A 15615-nucleotide genomic window follows, 5' to 3' on the forward strand; every position below is an offset into this window, starting at 1 on the left:
GATCATTGACCAAACGTTTGATTAAATCCTTGATCGTTGGAATACGCTCGACAATGCGAATAATCAGTGATTGAATCATCGCACCATAGTTTAGTTCACGTGGGGCACCACGCAATGTCCTTTTTAAAAACAACTGAAAAATCGGTTGTACGTCGAAAGTGGCAAAAATCGCATCGAAACGACGGGAACTTTCCATTTTCAATAATTCTTGGATGTCAAATAGGCTCATTTGTTTTACAATAGTCATAGGGCATTCACCTCATTCAGTATGTTAGTTTCGTCGCTACCATTATACCGAATTTGGGGAGGTGCCCGTTTTTTATTGTTTCAGAACCCCCGATGCTAAAGGGATTAGAATTATGAAATTAACTCAGTTATAAAACGATAAAAAATAATTGTTTTTCAGTCCAATAGATTGTATGAATTTTTTGATAGGTATGAAATAGGAAGAATAAAAGAAAGTATTTATATATATAATAGCAGTTAATTTGTTACTACCCTGGCTACTGATATAATAGATTCTATTAAAAAAAGGTAAGCCAGAGTAATCTGGTTGACTATTTTTTATTCAATTTATAGATTGATAGTAGCCGGGGTCAAACGGAAGCACCCGTGGGATTAGATCCCGACAACTAAACTGTTCGCCCTCTACTTGTTAACACATGATTAGGCTGGTTGGGACATTATGATCTCGTATAACAAGCGAAGATATGAATAACAAGCTAGATAGAGGTTACCGGTCAATACACTACCTTAGGAGGTTATAAACTATGAATCCAGTAGCTGGTCTGGATGTCGCAAAAGGTGTAAGTCAGGTTCAAATGTTCTTGGATAAAAAAATGCCCTATAAAAGCAGCGTGAAGGTTGATCATACGGTGGATGGATTGGAAGAGTTACACTCTTATTTATTAGATTTAGAGCGTCAAACAGGAATGAAGCCACCTGTTGTTTTGGAATCAACGGGTCACTATCATGCCCCAGTTGTCCAGTTTTTAGAAGCAAGAGAATACATTGTCATTATCGTAAATCCACTGGTATCTTACCGAGCAAAAAGTTCTAGCTTGCGAAAAACCAAAACAGATGCCATTGATGCTTATCACTTAGGCGAACTGTATTACAAAGAGGATTTAGCGCCTCAGAAAAAGCATGGTGTACAGTTATTAAACCTTCGGCATCTAACAAGGCAACATGAAAATATGACGGGAATTATGATTCAAACAAAGCTTCAATTTCAAGCCGTATTAGATCAAATATTCCCTGAGTACAAAGGAGTTTTTGGCGATTTATACGCTGAGATTTCCATAAAAACTTTACAAGCTTACCCTACTTCTGAATTAGTTAAAGAAGCAGGTGTGGAAGAGATCGCGCAATTCATTGATACACATTGCAAAGCACGTTCGTTTAATTGGGCGCTTGAAAGATCGGAAAAATTAATCGGAGCTGCAGAACGCAATCCATTTCAATCAACTCTTTATCAAAGTCTTCTAGTCAGTTTGAATATGTATATTGATTTACTTCAAGTGTACCACCAACAACTTTCTACGTTGGAGCGTAAAATTGATGAGTTAGCGGCACAACTTGAAGAATATGAATTACTCCAATCAATTCCCGGTATTGGTGAAAAAATCGCTGCAACGATTATTTCAAAAATCGGAGAAATTGATCGGTTTAATCATCCGAAAAAGTTAGTAGCCTTTGCAGGACTAGATCCCAGTGTGTTTGAATCAGGTCGCTTTAAGGCACGAAAAATCACATTACTAAACGCGGCTCGGCTAGGCTTCGCCATATGCTTTATACAGCTGTTCGTTGTTCTATTCGAGATAGTCGGAAAAAGAAAACAACACCTGAAACTATCGCACGAAATAAGCGATTACGAGCCTTCTACGATTTAAAACGTGAGGAAGGAAAGCCATATAAAGTAGCCATTATTGATATTGTCGTTTTAAATATGCCGATCCTCGACACACGTAAATATAAAGAATTGGAAGGTGTCGGACAGTTGGTGTCTGACTTAGTTTTAACACTTCTTTCGTGGATGGTAGAGGAAGAACGAAACCGAATAAAAACAGCGCAGCGTGAAGGTATTGCTATTGCGAAAGAACGCGGGGCTTTCAAAGGGAAGCCAAGAAAATATCATGCTGAAGCAAAAGGAAAAGACCGTCTTATTTATAATGAGGTTATTCGCTTATTAAAACAAAACAAATCAGTCATGAATATTCACCGTGAAACTGACCTTGCTAGAAACACTATTTATGCAATAAAAAGAGAATTAATGAAAGACGAATGAATGAATTTAAGATGATTCAGGAACTTTGGCCAATAAAACTATTTCATAAGGGTATTTTTTCCTTTTGTCGAAAAATAGATGATGAAAGGAGAATAACTTCATGAAGTCGATATTAACAAAAATTAAAGAAAATTTTATAACTAGTACCCCGAAACCTCCTAAAAATGCTTGTTATTTTTGTAAACGAAAAGCAGTCGATTTAAGAAATTACAGGAATGAAAGAAATAAAAAAATTAAGGTATGTCATCTGTGTGTTGAATATGCAGAAAGACGAGCCTATCGTAAATAAAATTTATATCTACATATGTATTTACCAAGTTAAAATTTTTATAACAAAAGGGTGGAGTATATGAAAGTTGAAAAAGAGGAAGCTATTGCAGGTGCAGCAGGAGCCGGAATAGGAGTTGCTGGTGTTGGAGTATCAGTTATAGGAACAAATGCAGCAGCTATGACAAGTGGTTTAGCTACTACTGGTGCTGCCGTTGGAGGAGGAATGGCTTTAGGAATTGTAGCTGTAGCAGTTATCCCACTAGCTCTGGGTGTAACTGGTTTTGCAGCGGTAAAGGGGTATAAAAAATATAAAACTAAAAATAATTAATAGGATTTCTTAAAAAGGGGAGCAAAATGCTTCTCTTTTTTTGTTCCAGGAAGGGGGTTAACCTCTTTTTAGGGTGCGCTCAGACGCATTGAAAAATAAATAGTCGTATCTTTCCTTGTTCGATTTGTTTAGAGCATTTTGAAATTAATTAAAAGATTAAAAACCTACTTAGGGCGGCAGCACTACAGACTGTAGAAATATGGCCATCTACGGTAAAGCGTGTAGATGGCCATATATCAACAATCTGTACGTCCGAAAAACTTAAAACCATAAGACAAGGAAATTTTCGGCTGAAGCCGAAAATAGCGTCGCTATGCTCCTTATTTTTTCCCTCTGCCTTCCGAATCGTAAAACAACGCAAGCCGTCTAAGCTTCCTGCAGGTCGAGCCTCCTAGGCGCCCTCAACCTACAGAAAGCTTAGGACCTAAACCAGTAGCTCCTGAAGATCAGGTGTTATTCCAGAGACATATTGATGGTGAGTTGGTAATTGAGGAAGTAGCACAGATGTTAATAAATAAATACAAAAAATCTCCTGAAGCTCTGAATGACTAATTTCAGAGCTTTTTTGAAATTTATTATAAGGGAGCGTTATATTTATGAATGATCCGTACTTAATACCAAATAGTTTTGTGTTAAAAAACAAAAAAGAACAGAAAGTTTCTGTTCCTACAAAATTTAAAAAGCAATTTTCACCTTTAAGGTTTCTACTACCAACAACATATATTTCGGTTGAAATGTAATATATTGGTATGTTATCATTATTTTAACTCGGGTGTAAGTATGTATAAATATGGTAATCATGATAACTAGCTAGTAACAATTTAAGTAGAAAGAATTTGCATTTATGCAATGACATTTAAAATTAATAGGGGGTAATAATATGAAGAAAGTTATACAATCTTTTTTATGTTCATTATTCGTACTAGCATTATTTTTTATAAATAATTCGATTGTTCATGGTGCTGAAAAGAATATTGAAGAGGCTGAAAATGGGGTTTTACCGTTTGAACAAAAAGTTAAAGGGACAGAAATAATCGATGGAAAAAGAGTTACTGTTTACGAAGATTTACCAGACAAAATTATTACTTATGAAAACCCAATTACTAAAGAAAAAACAGTATTAGTAGACAATGAAATTTCTTCTTTATCAGTAGACAATGAAATTTCTCCTTTATGTGCATCATGTGATTACACGGTACAAACTAAAAATTACCAATGGATAGAAAAGCAAGATTATAACTTTGGCTGGCATCCTGATTTCAGTAGTTATAAAAGAGCATCTGGATACTATTTTAGTGTAACAAAATCTGTTTCTTTTGGAGTAAGTGTAGGATATGGTTTTGTATCAGTAAGTGCAGCCCAATCTGCTTCCGCTGGTTATTTTATTGAAGCAGATTATAGTAAATGGAGTCGTCCGGCTGTTTTTGGTGTATATATGGTTACAAATTATAAAGAAGAAAAATACAACGCTGCTGGAAAACTTTTATCAACAACTTATAAAAACTATCCATCGGCTCAAAAGACTTATGAGAAAGTATTATATCAATAATTAAAAATAAAAAAATTCTAAAGAAAAGATGTGGGTTACTACCTTCATCTTTTTTTGGCGGAGGAATAAATATGAGAAAAAATCTAATTTTGTTATTTTTCGTTATCTCTCTTCTGTTAGCAGGGTGCAATGATCGAAATCAAGACAATATTACTGATCCTGTATTTAATTGGAATGGTCATAATTATATTGTTACTAATGAACCTATCCCAAAAGATGAAATAGAAGAAAAAATTGGAGAAATAAAAAAACAAACAACAGTTTTACCTACAAAACACGAAGAGGGTTACAGACTAAATACTGGAGTAAATATATATAAAATAAAGGAAGTGGAAATTACGAATGATATTAATAGCAATATGGCGATAGAAATAGAAGGTGAATATAGAGTTGCGAGAATAATTGTTGACATAAAATAATTTTATTTTAAGATGTAAATGGTTTCTCGATAAAATAAATAGAACAAAAGGAACAAAATATATAATATTTTTTATTTATTAAATACAGTTAATTACGATTACCAAAAATGGTTGCATAAATTACATCTTCCGTTATGATAATTTAAGTAATTATTAATGCCTCGTTGGTGAGTAGCCAATTGGTGCCTTATAACTTCATACTGAAATGAAGATGGGAAAACCCCACTTTAGACATGAAATGCCTTTTTAGGCATATCTATTCGTGTTTAAAGTGGGGGTTTTTTGAATTACAAGAGACCTTAATTACATAGGAACGAACGATTAAAAATTTGTATTTGACGTTAAAAATGTGGCATTAATTCGCAGTATCTTTTTTGTACAACTAATTGATTCATAAGTGGTTCATAAATATATTATTTTCGGGAACTAGGTGTACTTAGAGATTAATAGAAGTGATGAAAACAGCATTATATCTAGGTTCATAGGGAGTTAAAGGGTGATTCATATTCGATAATGCCGTTCAATAGTTTTTTATTAAAAGCCACTTTTTTAACGTCATTATTTATCGGCCCGGAATTGTAAAGTGATAATAAAGTTATTTAATTCTGATCTAAAAATATAAGAGCTTCGCTACAAATCATATTGTAGTAAGGCTCTTTAAAGTTGTTTAATTTCTAAGCATTTAAATGTGTTTGTAGATAAAAATCAATAATAAAGTTGTTTAATTCTTGTTCAACTAAACCAGCTAATAGGTTGTCAATATCTATTTGTAAAATGGCACTTTTCTTTATGTTATACTGTTTTTGGGCATTCCAAATAACCCTCCAAGTGTATTGTGGAAGATAATAAGCACATGTCTTCTTTAACTAACTTATCATTAGTTGAAGAAGATTCATTCTATCCCCTTAAATCCCCAATAGTTTTTTTGGGAAAATAATTATTTAATCCATATAATTAAATGTATGATTGGACTTTATGATAATTCAATATCATGCGCCTTTCCTGTCTCGAGCTTTTCTCGATATAAGTAATATGAGGAAGTTTATTACTAATAGGAATAGTACCACGTGTATTTTGGGTCAACTCCAGTTAAGTAATTCAACCTAAAATTCTATTTTATTTTGTAGCTGCGTAATCACCATAAAAGTAAGCGTCACGCAAATCATCATATTTAGGAGCAGCAATTACGGTATATTTACCATTTTCATCAACTTCAAACAAAGCTACATTATTATATTCCGATCCCGCATTTGAATCATCTACTAATATATCTATGTTGTATACACCTTTTGTTAATACTCCACTCTTTTGAAAGTCCTCAATTAGATCCTTTGCCTTTGGAATAGGATGTTTATTTTTATTTATATCAAATTCAAATAGAAAATTCACCACACCTACATACCTGCTATTATAATTTTCACGTCGGGGGTCACTTGGTATTAATGTAGGTAAAAGATCAATAGTATCAATCTTTTGAGTCTTTTTAAAATTATCAAGTAGCTCTTGAGAATCATTTATATTAAACTCCATGTTATCGTAAGGAAATATACGAATAGGACCATTTTCTTCTGGGACAGTTTTATTAGGATATTTTACTAACCCATAATTTTTTATGATCTGTCTCATTACTTGAACTACTTCTGGATGTTGCTCAATATATGCACCCTTGAATTGTTCGAAATAGATATCACTACTTTCCTCTTTTAAAATTTTCAAAGTATCTCTTTTAATCATTAGGGACGGATAAGCACGATACGGCTTTTTCATTTCTATATAAGTTTGATGGTCAATACCTTCAAACCAATTATTAGTTGTCTTAATAATAGAAAACTCATCTTGTATTCCATAGTTTGTTTTTAAATATTCTTGTATTGGTTGATTCAGATCATCTTTAGAGAAACATCCACTAAGAATTAGGATTGATGTACTTGCTAAGATGACTTGAATCAATCTTTTAATACTCTTCATTTTCCAAACTCCATTTCCTAAATTTTAATAATATTATAACATTTTCCTTTTAACTAAACTGCAACGTTGGCATAAGTACACTTCTTCACAATCTTAACGAAACAATTAATAAAGTCACTCCATAATCTGGCCCGTTTGTGGAACAAGAAAAAACCCTGCATACCCACACAGGATTTTTGATCAATCTTTTTTACAAAGCTCCTTTTAATAAAAGCTCGTCTGCTTCGAGCATGACATCCCCACAAACCTTTACAGACATCTGCTCATCTGCATATTGAGGTAATCGACAAAACTTAAGCAATACATCCATCTATCAATCGTATCGGAGATGACAAGTTATTAATATACGTAATTTGATTACAAGGTAACTTTTTAAGTATAATCTTACCTAAAATAAAATTAAGTATATCCTTGCCAACGCGGCAAAGATATACTTAAAATCACACGCTCATTGAAATCCAATGAAATCGTATTATGGAGACGGCGGGTCTTCTACCACCAATCTTATAAAAGTGTTGATATATCAGTGATTATAAGGGTTTTCCGCTAATTTCATAACTAATAAAATGCCATATTAAATGCCATTTATCAAAAATAGCGTTGTCGGGGGCAAGTTTTTATAATAAATAAGTAAGATTGAGGCTGGTTGCTTCAGTCTTTTTATTTTATTACAATTAGATCGTTAAAACATACATAAAATAGTAAAGGATGAATTATATGACTAATTTATCAATTTATGAATTCTATTTAATAAATAGTTTAAGTGATCAAGAGCATAATAAAAAACTTCTTTCTCTTATAGGTTTCAATTCTAATCTTGCTGAAAATGACAATTTAAAAGAAGCAATAAGAAAATGTGAAGAACTGGGTAATAATGGATGGGCGATTTGCCCTTACTGGAAAGTAGATATAGAAAAAGGAGAAACAGTACTTGGTACATGGTATGATAAAATTGTAAATAATTCAGTTGAAGATATAGCAATTTATTTTCAAAAAAATAATTATGAATTATTAAATAGTATAATTGGATACTCTACTTTTCAATTACCTGCCCATATGTACTTGTGGATGAACGAAGCACGAATTTTATTCTTTGAACAGAGATACTTATCTTGTGCAATGGTTCTTACAGCTATTATAGAAGGTAGTATAAGAACTTGCCCAATAGAAGTTTGGAGACAGCGGACAACTATTTACTTTGAATCTGTAAAAGAAAATATAAAAAATGAATATCTAGAAGCAGAAGCAAATTTACTAGAAAAATTATACGATTATTTTTATATACTATCATCAAAAAAACAAATTTATTAGTTGTTTTTTTGATGGTAATAAACCCTTTGATAAGAAAGTAGAACCTAGTTATTTGGAACGTAATTGGCTAATGCATGGTATGACACAGAGAACTGTTTCAGAAATTGATTGTATAAAACTATTTAACGTAATTTCCTCGTTGCAATTTCTATTAGATAAATATAACGCAAAAAACCGTTAAATAATATGCAGTGTTATTAAATATTCGTTGAATTATGGAAAATAAAGTATAATCGGATTGAGGCTAATGGCTTCAATCTTTTTTATTTGGTGATTAACAGGTGGCAAGTAAAACACAAAAAGTAACGTTTAAAGTTAGTACTCTATCCGTTACTTTTTAATTTACACACCTCTAACCTTTATTAAGCAACTTATTAACTCCTTCATACTCATCAAAGGACAACTTACAGGTGACATTATTAAACGCTTTACCTGTTCTTCCATTAAGTAAATCTCTGTAATCTCTTCTCTATAATAACCAAAATGCTCTTTCGATTTTCGGGTCCTTTTTAATGCATTTTCTACACTCATTATTACCCAATCTTGTTCATCACATGTCTCCAATAAATAATATCCACGCTCATTATCTACATATTTAAAAATTCTATTGCCCTTATAGTTAATATTTCGTACCCATACTTTCTCTTGGCGGTCTATTAAAGCGACATTTTTTTTATGATTAGCTTTAATGAACAAACTATTTTCAAGTGCTTTAGGATCATAATGTTCTAAAAAAACAAAACACCCTGACCACACAGTATCGTCAATTTGAGGCTCTACTCGTTTTATACCAACAGGTAAAATACAGGAACTAGTATCAATATCCGTTACTTCTTTAGATATAAAAGAAAAGCAGTGACAATAAGCAATTGAACCGTATTTCTTTTGGGAAGAATTGTATGGCTTTGTATTAAATCCTTCATTTTCAAATCTAATTACACTAGCAAAATCAGCTTGGGAATCATACCACATAATAGACCACCCACTTTAATATTTTCAAATGTTATTATATATATTTTACTATTACCTTATCTAAAAACTCAAAATATCAGTTTAATTGTACATTGATGGATTCCCCGCTTTTTTCTGTACAAAGCTCAGATTCACTTTTAATTACTGTGTCATATAATTCTTGCGCATGAATGTTAATGGTTTTTACTTCATCTTCCATTCTTTTAAACAATGGATAGAAAGCCATATCAATTAAACGCACTGTATCTTGAATTTCTTGAATAGACATGTATGCCATGCCACGATCCTCATGCCAACGATTTTCAGTGATTTCATCAATTCTATTCATTAAATTAGCTACCGCCTGTTGTACAACTCGTAAATCAATCATTTGTACAGATAATCCTGTAGCATCGTTACTATTTTCGAGTACTACTTTTTCTAATAAGTGTTGTGTTTGTTGTTGCATGTTCATCATTCCCCTTCTATATATGTTTTATTTGTTTGCTACTGCCTTTAAAAGTAATTGTTTATTATGGTCAGACATAACGCACCATTCTTTAACTGTTACTTTCAATTGTCCTCACTTCCTTCATATTAAAATGCTTTTGGTCCATCTCTATCAGTTATCCAGTTGTAGAAAGGTACTGGACGTACATTTACAGGCTTTTTCTTCATATATGAGGTGTTTGTTGTTGGGTGCTTATCTTTACGTTGTACTGCTTTGTTGTGGGCTCCTACGAATACCGCACGTAATGTCTTTGTAATCGTCAGCACACCTTCTTTAATATCATTAGCCATTTTAAAAATGATGTTCTTGGCCAATATAAATTCCTGAATGTTACTTACATTGGATGCTAGTACCACTTTATGCAGCTCGTCTTTAAAGTTATCTGGAAGAGGTAACGAATGCATAAAATCGAATAGCATTTGCTGATAATTATTCATAAATTCTTTACATGCTTCCCTATCAGCATGAGTTAGGTTATAAGCTTCTTGTAATGGAACAACCTCACATTTGTCGTTAGGCCCGTCAGGATCTTCGCATGTTTCAGAATGGCTAGACAAAATGATATAGATGTTTGCACCACGACCTCCCTTTACCTTCATTGTTGTTTGTTTTTTGATGATTCCTAGCGATTCTAATTTTGAAATAGCACGATAAACCGTCTTTGTGCTGATCTCCAATGCTGCAGCAATTGTGGCAGCTTTCAAATGACAAGCTCCTGGATTCTCTAAGCTATGAGAAGCAAGCTTGAAAACGATGGCACGTTCTGATTCAGTTAAATCATAGTAATATGCCGCTATGTGTTCCTCAACAGCTGTGTCCATGTCTGCAACCGAATCAAACGTTGTGTATTGTGCTAAGTACTCAAATGCCATCGTTTTCACCTCACTTTCCTGTATCAACCGATTAGTTCATTTCCTGATTAATATTCAATAAATTAACTTTACAAGGTTAATATATCACTCCAAGAAGTTAATGTAAAGTTATATTTTAACCTCACAAGGTTACTTTTTAATATTTTTGGAAACAATTTAACTTCAAAAGTGCTATAATCAAACTAAAAAAGAGGTCTTCTAATGGTTATAAAATCAAATTTAAGAATTTTAATGGCTGAACATCGTATTAATGGAATATCAGAATTAATGGAGAAGTCGGGACTTAGTAGAAATGCTATTAATCGGTTGTATAAAGGAACTGATGAGGAAATGAAATCGACAAATTTAAAAACATTAATAACGCTATGCGAAGTTTTTGAATGTAAACTATCTGATCTATTAGAGTTCACTCCAGAGTCAAAAAAGTAAAATTAACACAGCAAAAACAGCTACTCATTACGAGAGCTGTTTTTCTTTTGGCCAATATAAAAAGCAACCACATTTCTGCAGTTGCTTTTTATATATATTAATTATTAAGAGCATGTTTAAAAAGATTAAAAGAATAAATGATTAAGATTCAAATTTCACCAATTCACGCTTACTCCCCCAATGGATTTCAGCATTTCAACGCAGGGACATTACGTTGGGACATTAAAAGCATATTAATTATTATTACCATCCACGGAGTGTAATTTTTATTCAAGAAAAAAGAAGAACGCCAAAATCAGGGCGTTCTTTCATATAGAATTTTTGATAGCTTTACATATTCTAGAAGAAAAACTCTACAAAAGTTTACTTAGAACTGAAAATAATGTCTTTTTTCTTTTCACTGCGTTTTTTAAAGTTGTTTTGAAATTTCTTGCTATATTTTCTGCTGAGAATTCATCATAACAATTTTCAGCTATTGCATATGCAGCTATATCTACTTTTTGCTTGTTATTTAAAGATGAATCCCAAAGAATACTATATTTTTCTTTATAATAAGTTGTAATTATTTCTTTCCACTCTAAAGATACATCTTCTATTTCTTTTATCTCATCATGCATATTCTCATTTTTGGGGGTAAATATCCACTTGAATAAATGTTCTTTATCTATGCCATTTATTTCAACCAAATCAAGTAATATTTCAGCTTTTTCCAAATCTATATGATGCGTATTTGCAATATTATCTAAAGTAAAAAATATTTCACGAGCTTTTGAACGTGGACTGAGTACTCCTATAGGTGCAACAATAAAAAAATATGGAGAATCATCATTTTTCCCTTTTTTCACATGAAGTTTGAACCCATTATTAACTCCAATATCTCCATCATAATTAAATAAATAGGTAATAGTATTAGGAACGGCACAATAATTATTAGTATTTGTATTCAAACTCATTATTACTGCCTCCTTTCTAAATTATGTATTACCTAAATAATACATGAAAAATAATTAAATAAATATTATATGATTTTAAATACAATTTGGCAATTATTAAGTTTTCGTATTCATTGCTAAATATATTATATAATTTTTAATTGAATTTTATACACTTATAACGTATTACTTAAAATAACTCTTTATAAGTAGAACAAATAACACCAACAATTTGATCAAAATAGCTTTCTGCTTCATCATAGGAAGTAATTGTTCGTTGCACTGGTGGTCCATCATGTTGGAGTGGATTTCTTGTGTTTGTATACACATTGTATACTTTTAGTAAAGCGTCTTCTTTTTTATTTTCAGGGTCATTGATTAATTGATCTTTGATATGTTGCTGTAATGCTGAAGTTCCGTTATATACCCTACCAAAGTTAAATTTCGGTTTACCGTTGTGATTTAACTCTTCTATGTCTGTTTCTGTATAAAAACCAAGTTCGACTATGACTTTCTTTAGATATCCTTCAATTACTCTTAAACAAGGTGCAACATAACAATAATAATCACCATAATTAACTTCAGCTAATAACATACATTGAGATGAAGTAATTAAATTTTGATCATGATCATATAAAAAGTTAAAAGCTCCCCCCATTCTATCACTAATTTTAGCTTGACCATCTGATTGAAGTGTATTTGTAATAACATTGGTAATAGTTGTACCTTCTTTATTCAACATTCTTAAAACTATATCTTCAACTGATATATTTAAGAATTCCTCCATATCGTTACATATATCATCCCAAACTTCCCAACTTTTACCTTGAATCATTAATTTACCGGAATTATATTGAGTTATAGTAACTTTATCGTGTATCTCCGAATGACTTACTTCTATTGAATAATAAGCATGAGGTGGTGGCGTATCTTTTTCTTTTACAACATAACTGTGTTTATTTGCGCTTATTTCAATTACATCTTTGATATCATCAAAATCATTATTTTTTACATTATATGTTGCTACCTTACTTTCAATCCTAGAATCCCCGCCTTGACAGTGCCTTTCCTCAAAAGTTGATAAAATCAAATCATTAATTTCTGTATTACCTACAGATCCATCAAGGGTTTGCCCTTTACTCTTTGTTGCATAAATTCTAATTATACCCTCAGACTTATTATCTTCACTTATTCTTAAAATTGTATGGTCTTTTTTGCTTTCTACATTTACTTTCATATCCTTTTCATTCGCTATATTATTTATATAAGTGATACAAATATCATTACTAAGTCTAATTTTTTTTAATTTCATGTGATCCTGATCCTCCGCCATCAATTATCATAATTTCTACATACTTCTATATCTATAGCTTTCCAAGATTCTTGCTTTTTCTTTTTATCAAATGAAGGAATAGCATTAAAATTAACCTCTAATCCTTCTACTGCCTTAACCTTGATATCAGATTTATAACAAAAATATGATTCGGTCTTTGATTTAATAAAACAGAACGGTTTATCCTCTTTTACTTGAATTAAATATCCTGTTAATGCTTTTTTAATCTGCTTATTCTCTTTATTTCTTTCTGAATCATTTTTATTCCAATATTTCTTACATTGCTCTAAAACATGTTTATAATCCATGAGATTATTAGAATCTCGATGTAGTTCCATTTCTTTAAGTAATTTCTCAATATCTGAACTTATAGGCCAATCATTTTTCTCTCGTATAATTTTACATAACAAAATATGGTGATAAGATTCCTCTAATTTATTGGTTTCCTTACACAAAATAGCAATGTCATAAAATAAAGTTACTGCATTCTTTATTTTTTGTGACTTAGTTGCAGCTAGATATAACTTCTCAAGGGCTAAATCTTTGTTACCAGCAATGCTAAGGACATTTGCATATTGATGTACAACCCACCAATCGATATACTTGTTCTCACAAAGTTTTTCTAAGATTTCAATGGATTTTTCAAATTGTCCTAACTGTTCATAAATAGTAGCTTTTAGCCTTAAAAAATACTTTGAAACGAGAGTAGTCTCGTGTTTAATATTATCAATTAATTCAATCGCTTCTTTATACATTTTTTGATGAATTAAACAATTTATTTTATAGTGGTGCCAAATTAAATAATTACTCCATACTGTTTTTCCCTTTGAAAGAGTTATAGGCTCTTTTTCTAAAGTTGAAGGATCCACTTCATCGACCCATTGACATGCAATATCCCATTTTTTGAATTGTTTTGCTTTTTTTAAAACTAATAAAACAATTAATTTTTTTTGTAGATCATCTGCGTTTAAATCAAAGATTCGTTGTGTTGTATGCGATATACTACTTAAATTAATATTTTCAAAATTTAATTTTATATTTCCTATATACGTCCAAATTATTTCATTTTTACACCAATCCTGTTCAAATGAAGCACCATCATACTTCTTTATCACATCTAATGCTTCTTCGAACATCTTTAATTTACGTAGACAATGTAAATAACCAGCAGTATTATACTCATCCCTATTTTCACCAGTAAATAGTTCTCTATAGATAATAAGAGCTTCCTTAAAAGATCCTTGTTTTCTTAACAAATTTGCTTGTTGTTTTTTTAGCTGAGTATTTTCCACTTAATCACCCTTAATCTTCCAGATGTTGGATTGTTTTAAAATGAAGTTTAGCCACATTTTCTAGTTCGGCTTTTCCATATAATGATACAAATTGTTTTGCTATTTGAATCGTTTTAGTCGATGCCCCTTTTGGTAATTCAAGTTTATATTTATAGGAGAGTTTACTTAATCGATTAACATATTCATTTCTAGCAATAATACTCGCAGCTGCTACAGATATTATTTCCTCAGCTTTAGGACGCTGAAAAAGAGTTATAGTCTTACCTTTACTTAATAACGCTTTATTAATCAGTTCCTTATCTCCAAACTGATCTGATAGTGCATATTGACAATCGTTGTTTTCTAATAAATTCTCAATTGCACGCGCATGTCCCCACGCTAGTAGTTTATTAAGATTATTAAATTTTTCATATAATTCATTATATTTTTTATTGCCAATAACAACTATATTGTAGGGACAAATTTGTTTAATTTTCGTAGCTAAATCCGCTATTTTTTTATCAGAAAGTTTTTTACTATCAGTTACTCCTAAATCTCTGAGCAATTCTAAATTATTCTTATTGACATAAACACCTGCAATTACTAATGGTCCAAAAAAATCTCCTTTTCCAGACTCATCTGTCCCTATTAACTCATCAGGGAAAACTTCAATATCATCAAGATATTTCGACTTTTTCGTGTTATTTTTTTCTTTAAAATCTGGATTTTTATTACTATTAGTTATTATTCCTTCAACCAATGATAGTAATTCTAAATTTTTAACTTGAGATAAATCGAATCGAACACCTTTTTTGCCTTCAAATATTCTAATTATCCCTTTCTTTTCATTAATAACTAGACAAAACTGAATACCGTAATTAATTTCTTTATACTCTTTTATCAACCAACCTCTTTCTTCAGCACTCACCTTAAATTGTTCATACAAATCAAACTTATTATTGTCACTTGTCATTTTGTTCCCTCGCTAAGAATTTGACTTATATTGTTCTAATTATTTTAGCATATATAACCATATATACCTAATTTAACTCTTGTGGAATATTAATATATTAAGTGAAAAAATAGATTTTTGTAGTTCTTTGGAATCTATTTTAAAAGTATGTTTTCCAATTTTTAATTATAATCAAGGATGAGGGTAAAGTTGTAAATGCTTGATATAGTAC

Annotated in this window: 14 protein-coding genes and 2 pseudogenes; 7 read left to right on the forward strand and 9 right to left on the reverse strand. The window is 31.3% G+C overall.

Going from position 1 to position 15615, the window contains the following annotated elements:
• Window positions 1-247: pseudogene (locus ABH966_RS20785) on the reverse strand (IS5/IS1182 family transposase); the annotation flags it as partial.
• Between the two features lie 523 nt (window positions 248-770).
• Here ABH966_RS20785 and ABH966_RS20790 point away from each other — a divergent pair.
• The 5 genes and pseudogenes from ABH966_RS20790 to ABH966_RS20810 all read left to right on the forward strand — a co-directional run.
• Window positions 771-1939 (forward strand): annotated as a pseudogene (locus ABH966_RS20790) (IS110 family RNA-guided transposase); the annotation flags it as partial.
• Between the two features lie 63 nt (window positions 1940-2002).
• A complete protein-coding gene (locus ABH966_RS20795; protein WP_370081847.1) occupies window positions 2003-2287 on the forward strand; it encodes a helix-turn-helix domain-containing protein in 285 nt (94 codons plus the stop codon).
• Between the two features lie 349 nt (window positions 2288-2636).
• Window positions 2637-2885 carry a hypothetical protein gene (locus ABH966_RS20800; RefSeq protein ID WP_370081752.1) on the forward strand — a complete coding sequence of 83 codons (249 nt, stop codon included), beginning with the start codon at window positions 2637-2639 and terminating at the stop codon, window positions 2883-2885.
• Between the two features lie 880 nt (window positions 2886-3765).
• A complete protein-coding gene (locus tag ABH966_RS20805; protein WP_370081754.1) occupies window positions 3766-4434 on the forward strand; it encodes a hypothetical protein in 669 nt (222 codons plus the stop codon).
• Window positions 4435-4505: 71 nt separating this feature from the next.
• Entirely contained in the window at window positions 4506-4853 is a 348-nt protein-coding gene (locus ABH966_RS20810; protein ID WP_370081756.1) for a hypothetical protein, read from the forward strand.
• Window positions 4854-5969: 1116 nt separating this feature from the next.
• On the opposite strand, the gene ABH966_RS20815 is transcribed toward ABH966_RS20810, so the two are convergent.
• A complete protein-coding gene (locus ABH966_RS20815; RefSeq protein WP_370081758.1) occupies window positions 5970-6821 on the reverse strand; it encodes a hypothetical protein in 852 nt (283 codons plus the stop codon).
• A 717-nt stretch (window positions 6822-7538) separates the two neighbouring features.
• On the opposite strand from ABH966_RS20815, the gene ABH966_RS20820 reads away from it, so the two are divergent.
• Window positions 7539-8132, forward strand: a complete 594-nt coding sequence (locus ABH966_RS20820; RefSeq protein WP_370081760.1) for a hypothetical protein — start codon at window positions 7539-7541, stop codon at window positions 8130-8132.
• 342 nt (window positions 8133-8474) lie between these two features.
• On the opposite strand, the gene ABH966_RS20825 is transcribed toward ABH966_RS20820, so the two are convergent.
• The 3 genes from ABH966_RS20825 to ABH966_RS20835 all read right to left on the reverse strand — a co-directional run bounded on the left by ABH966_RS20825 (window position 8475) and on the right by ABH966_RS20835 (window position 10466).
• Window positions 8475-9104 carry a hypothetical protein gene (locus ABH966_RS20825; protein ID WP_370081762.1) on the reverse strand — a complete coding sequence of 210 codons (630 nt, stop codon included), beginning with the start codon at window positions 9102-9104 and terminating at the stop codon, window positions 8475-8477.
• 76 nt (window positions 9105-9180) lie between these two features.
• Entirely contained in the window at window positions 9181-9552 is a 372-nt protein-coding gene (locus tag ABH966_RS20830; protein WP_370081764.1) for a hypothetical protein, read from the reverse strand.
• 128 nt (window positions 9553-9680) lie between these two features.
• On the reverse strand, window positions 9681-10466 hold the full coding sequence (locus ABH966_RS20835; RefSeq protein WP_370081766.1) for a helix-turn-helix domain-containing protein: 786 nt from the start codon (window positions 10464-10466) through the stop codon (window positions 9681-9683).
• 201 nt (window positions 10467-10667) lie between these two features.
• Between ABH966_RS20835 and ABH966_RS20840 the strand changes: the two genes are divergently transcribed.
• On the forward strand, window positions 10668-10895 hold the full coding sequence (locus tag ABH966_RS20840; RefSeq protein WP_370081768.1) for a helix-turn-helix domain-containing protein: 228 nt from the start codon (window positions 10668-10670) through the stop codon (window positions 10893-10895).
• Window positions 10896-11248: 353 nt separating this feature from the next.
• On the opposite strand, the gene ABH966_RS20845 is transcribed toward ABH966_RS20840, so the two are convergent.
• The 4 genes from ABH966_RS20845 to rnhC form a co-directional block, all read right to left on the reverse strand.
• A complete protein-coding gene (locus ABH966_RS20845) occupies window positions 11249-11848 on the reverse strand; it encodes a hypothetical protein (protein WP_370081770.1) in 600 nt (199 codons plus the stop codon).
• Between the two features lie 169 nt (window positions 11849-12017).
• A complete protein-coding gene (locus ABH966_RS20850; protein ID WP_370081772.1) occupies window positions 12018-13139 on the reverse strand; it encodes a type II toxin-antitoxin system RnlA family toxin in 1122 nt (373 codons plus the stop codon).
• A gap of 20 nt (window positions 13140-13159) precedes the next feature.
• Window positions 13160-14452 (reverse strand): tetratricopeptide repeat protein, encoded by a 1293-nt coding sequence (locus ABH966_RS20855; protein WP_370081774.1) that lies wholly within the window; start codon window positions 14450-14452, stop codon window positions 13160-13162.
• 10 nt (window positions 14453-14462) lie between these two features.
• A complete protein-coding gene (gene rnhC / locus ABH966_RS20860; protein ID WP_370081776.1) occupies window positions 14463-15404 on the reverse strand; it encodes a ribonuclease HIII in 942 nt (313 codons plus the stop codon).
• Between the last annotated feature and the right edge of the window lie 211 nt (window positions 15405-15615).

The sequence above is a fragment of the Lysinibacillus sp. RC46 genome, assembly GCF_041262385.1.
In the GTDB taxonomy this organism is placed as follows: Bacteria; Bacillota; Bacilli; order Bacillales_A; family Planococcaceae; genus Lysinibacillus.

Bases quoted from the DNA above. Each gene is read 5' to 3' on its own strand.
- ABH966_RS20800 (WP_370081752.1), top strand. From the start codon at position 2,637: ATGAAAGTTGAAAAAGAGGAAGCTATTGCAGGTGCAGCAGGAGCCGGA.
- ABH966_RS20805 (WP_370081754.1), top strand. From the start codon at position 3,766: ATGAAGAAAGTTATACAATCTTTTTTATGTTCATTATTCGTACTAGCA.
- ABH966_RS20810 (WP_370081756.1), top strand. From the start codon at position 4,506: ATGAGAAAAAATCTAATTTTGTTATTTTTCGTTATCTCTCTTCTGTTA.
- ABH966_RS20815 (WP_370081758.1), bottom strand. From the start codon at position 6,821: ATGAAGAGTATTAAAAGATTGATTCAAGTCATCTTAGCAAGTACATCA.
- ABH966_RS20820 (WP_370081760.1), top strand. From the start codon at position 7,539: ATGACTAATTTATCAATTTATGAATTCTATTTAATAAATAGTTTAAGT.
- ABH966_RS20825 (WP_370081762.1), bottom strand. From the start codon at position 9,104: ATGTGGTATGATTCCCAAGCTGATTTTGCTAGTGTAATTAGATTTGAA.
- ABH966_RS20830 (WP_370081764.1), bottom strand. From the start codon at position 9,552: ATGCAACAACAAACACAACACTTATTAGAAAAAGTAGTACTCGAAAAT.
- ABH966_RS20835 (WP_370081766.1), bottom strand. From the start codon at position 10,466: ATGGCATTTGAGTACTTAGCACAATACACAACGTTTGATTCGGTTGCA.
- ABH966_RS20840 (WP_370081768.1), top strand. From the start codon at position 10,668: ATGGTTATAAAATCAAATTTAAGAATTTTAATGGCTGAACATCGTATT.
- ABH966_RS20845 (WP_370081770.1), bottom strand. From the start codon at position 11,848: ATGAGTTTGAATACAAATACTAATAATTATTGTGCCGTTCCTAATACT.
- ABH966_RS20850 (WP_370081772.1), bottom strand. From the start codon at position 13,139: ATGAAATTAAAAAAAATTAGACTTAGTAATGATATTTGTATCACTTAT.
- rnhC (WP_370081776.1), bottom strand. From the start codon at position 15,404: ATGACAAGTGACAATAATAAGTTTGATTTGTATGAACAATTTAAGGTG.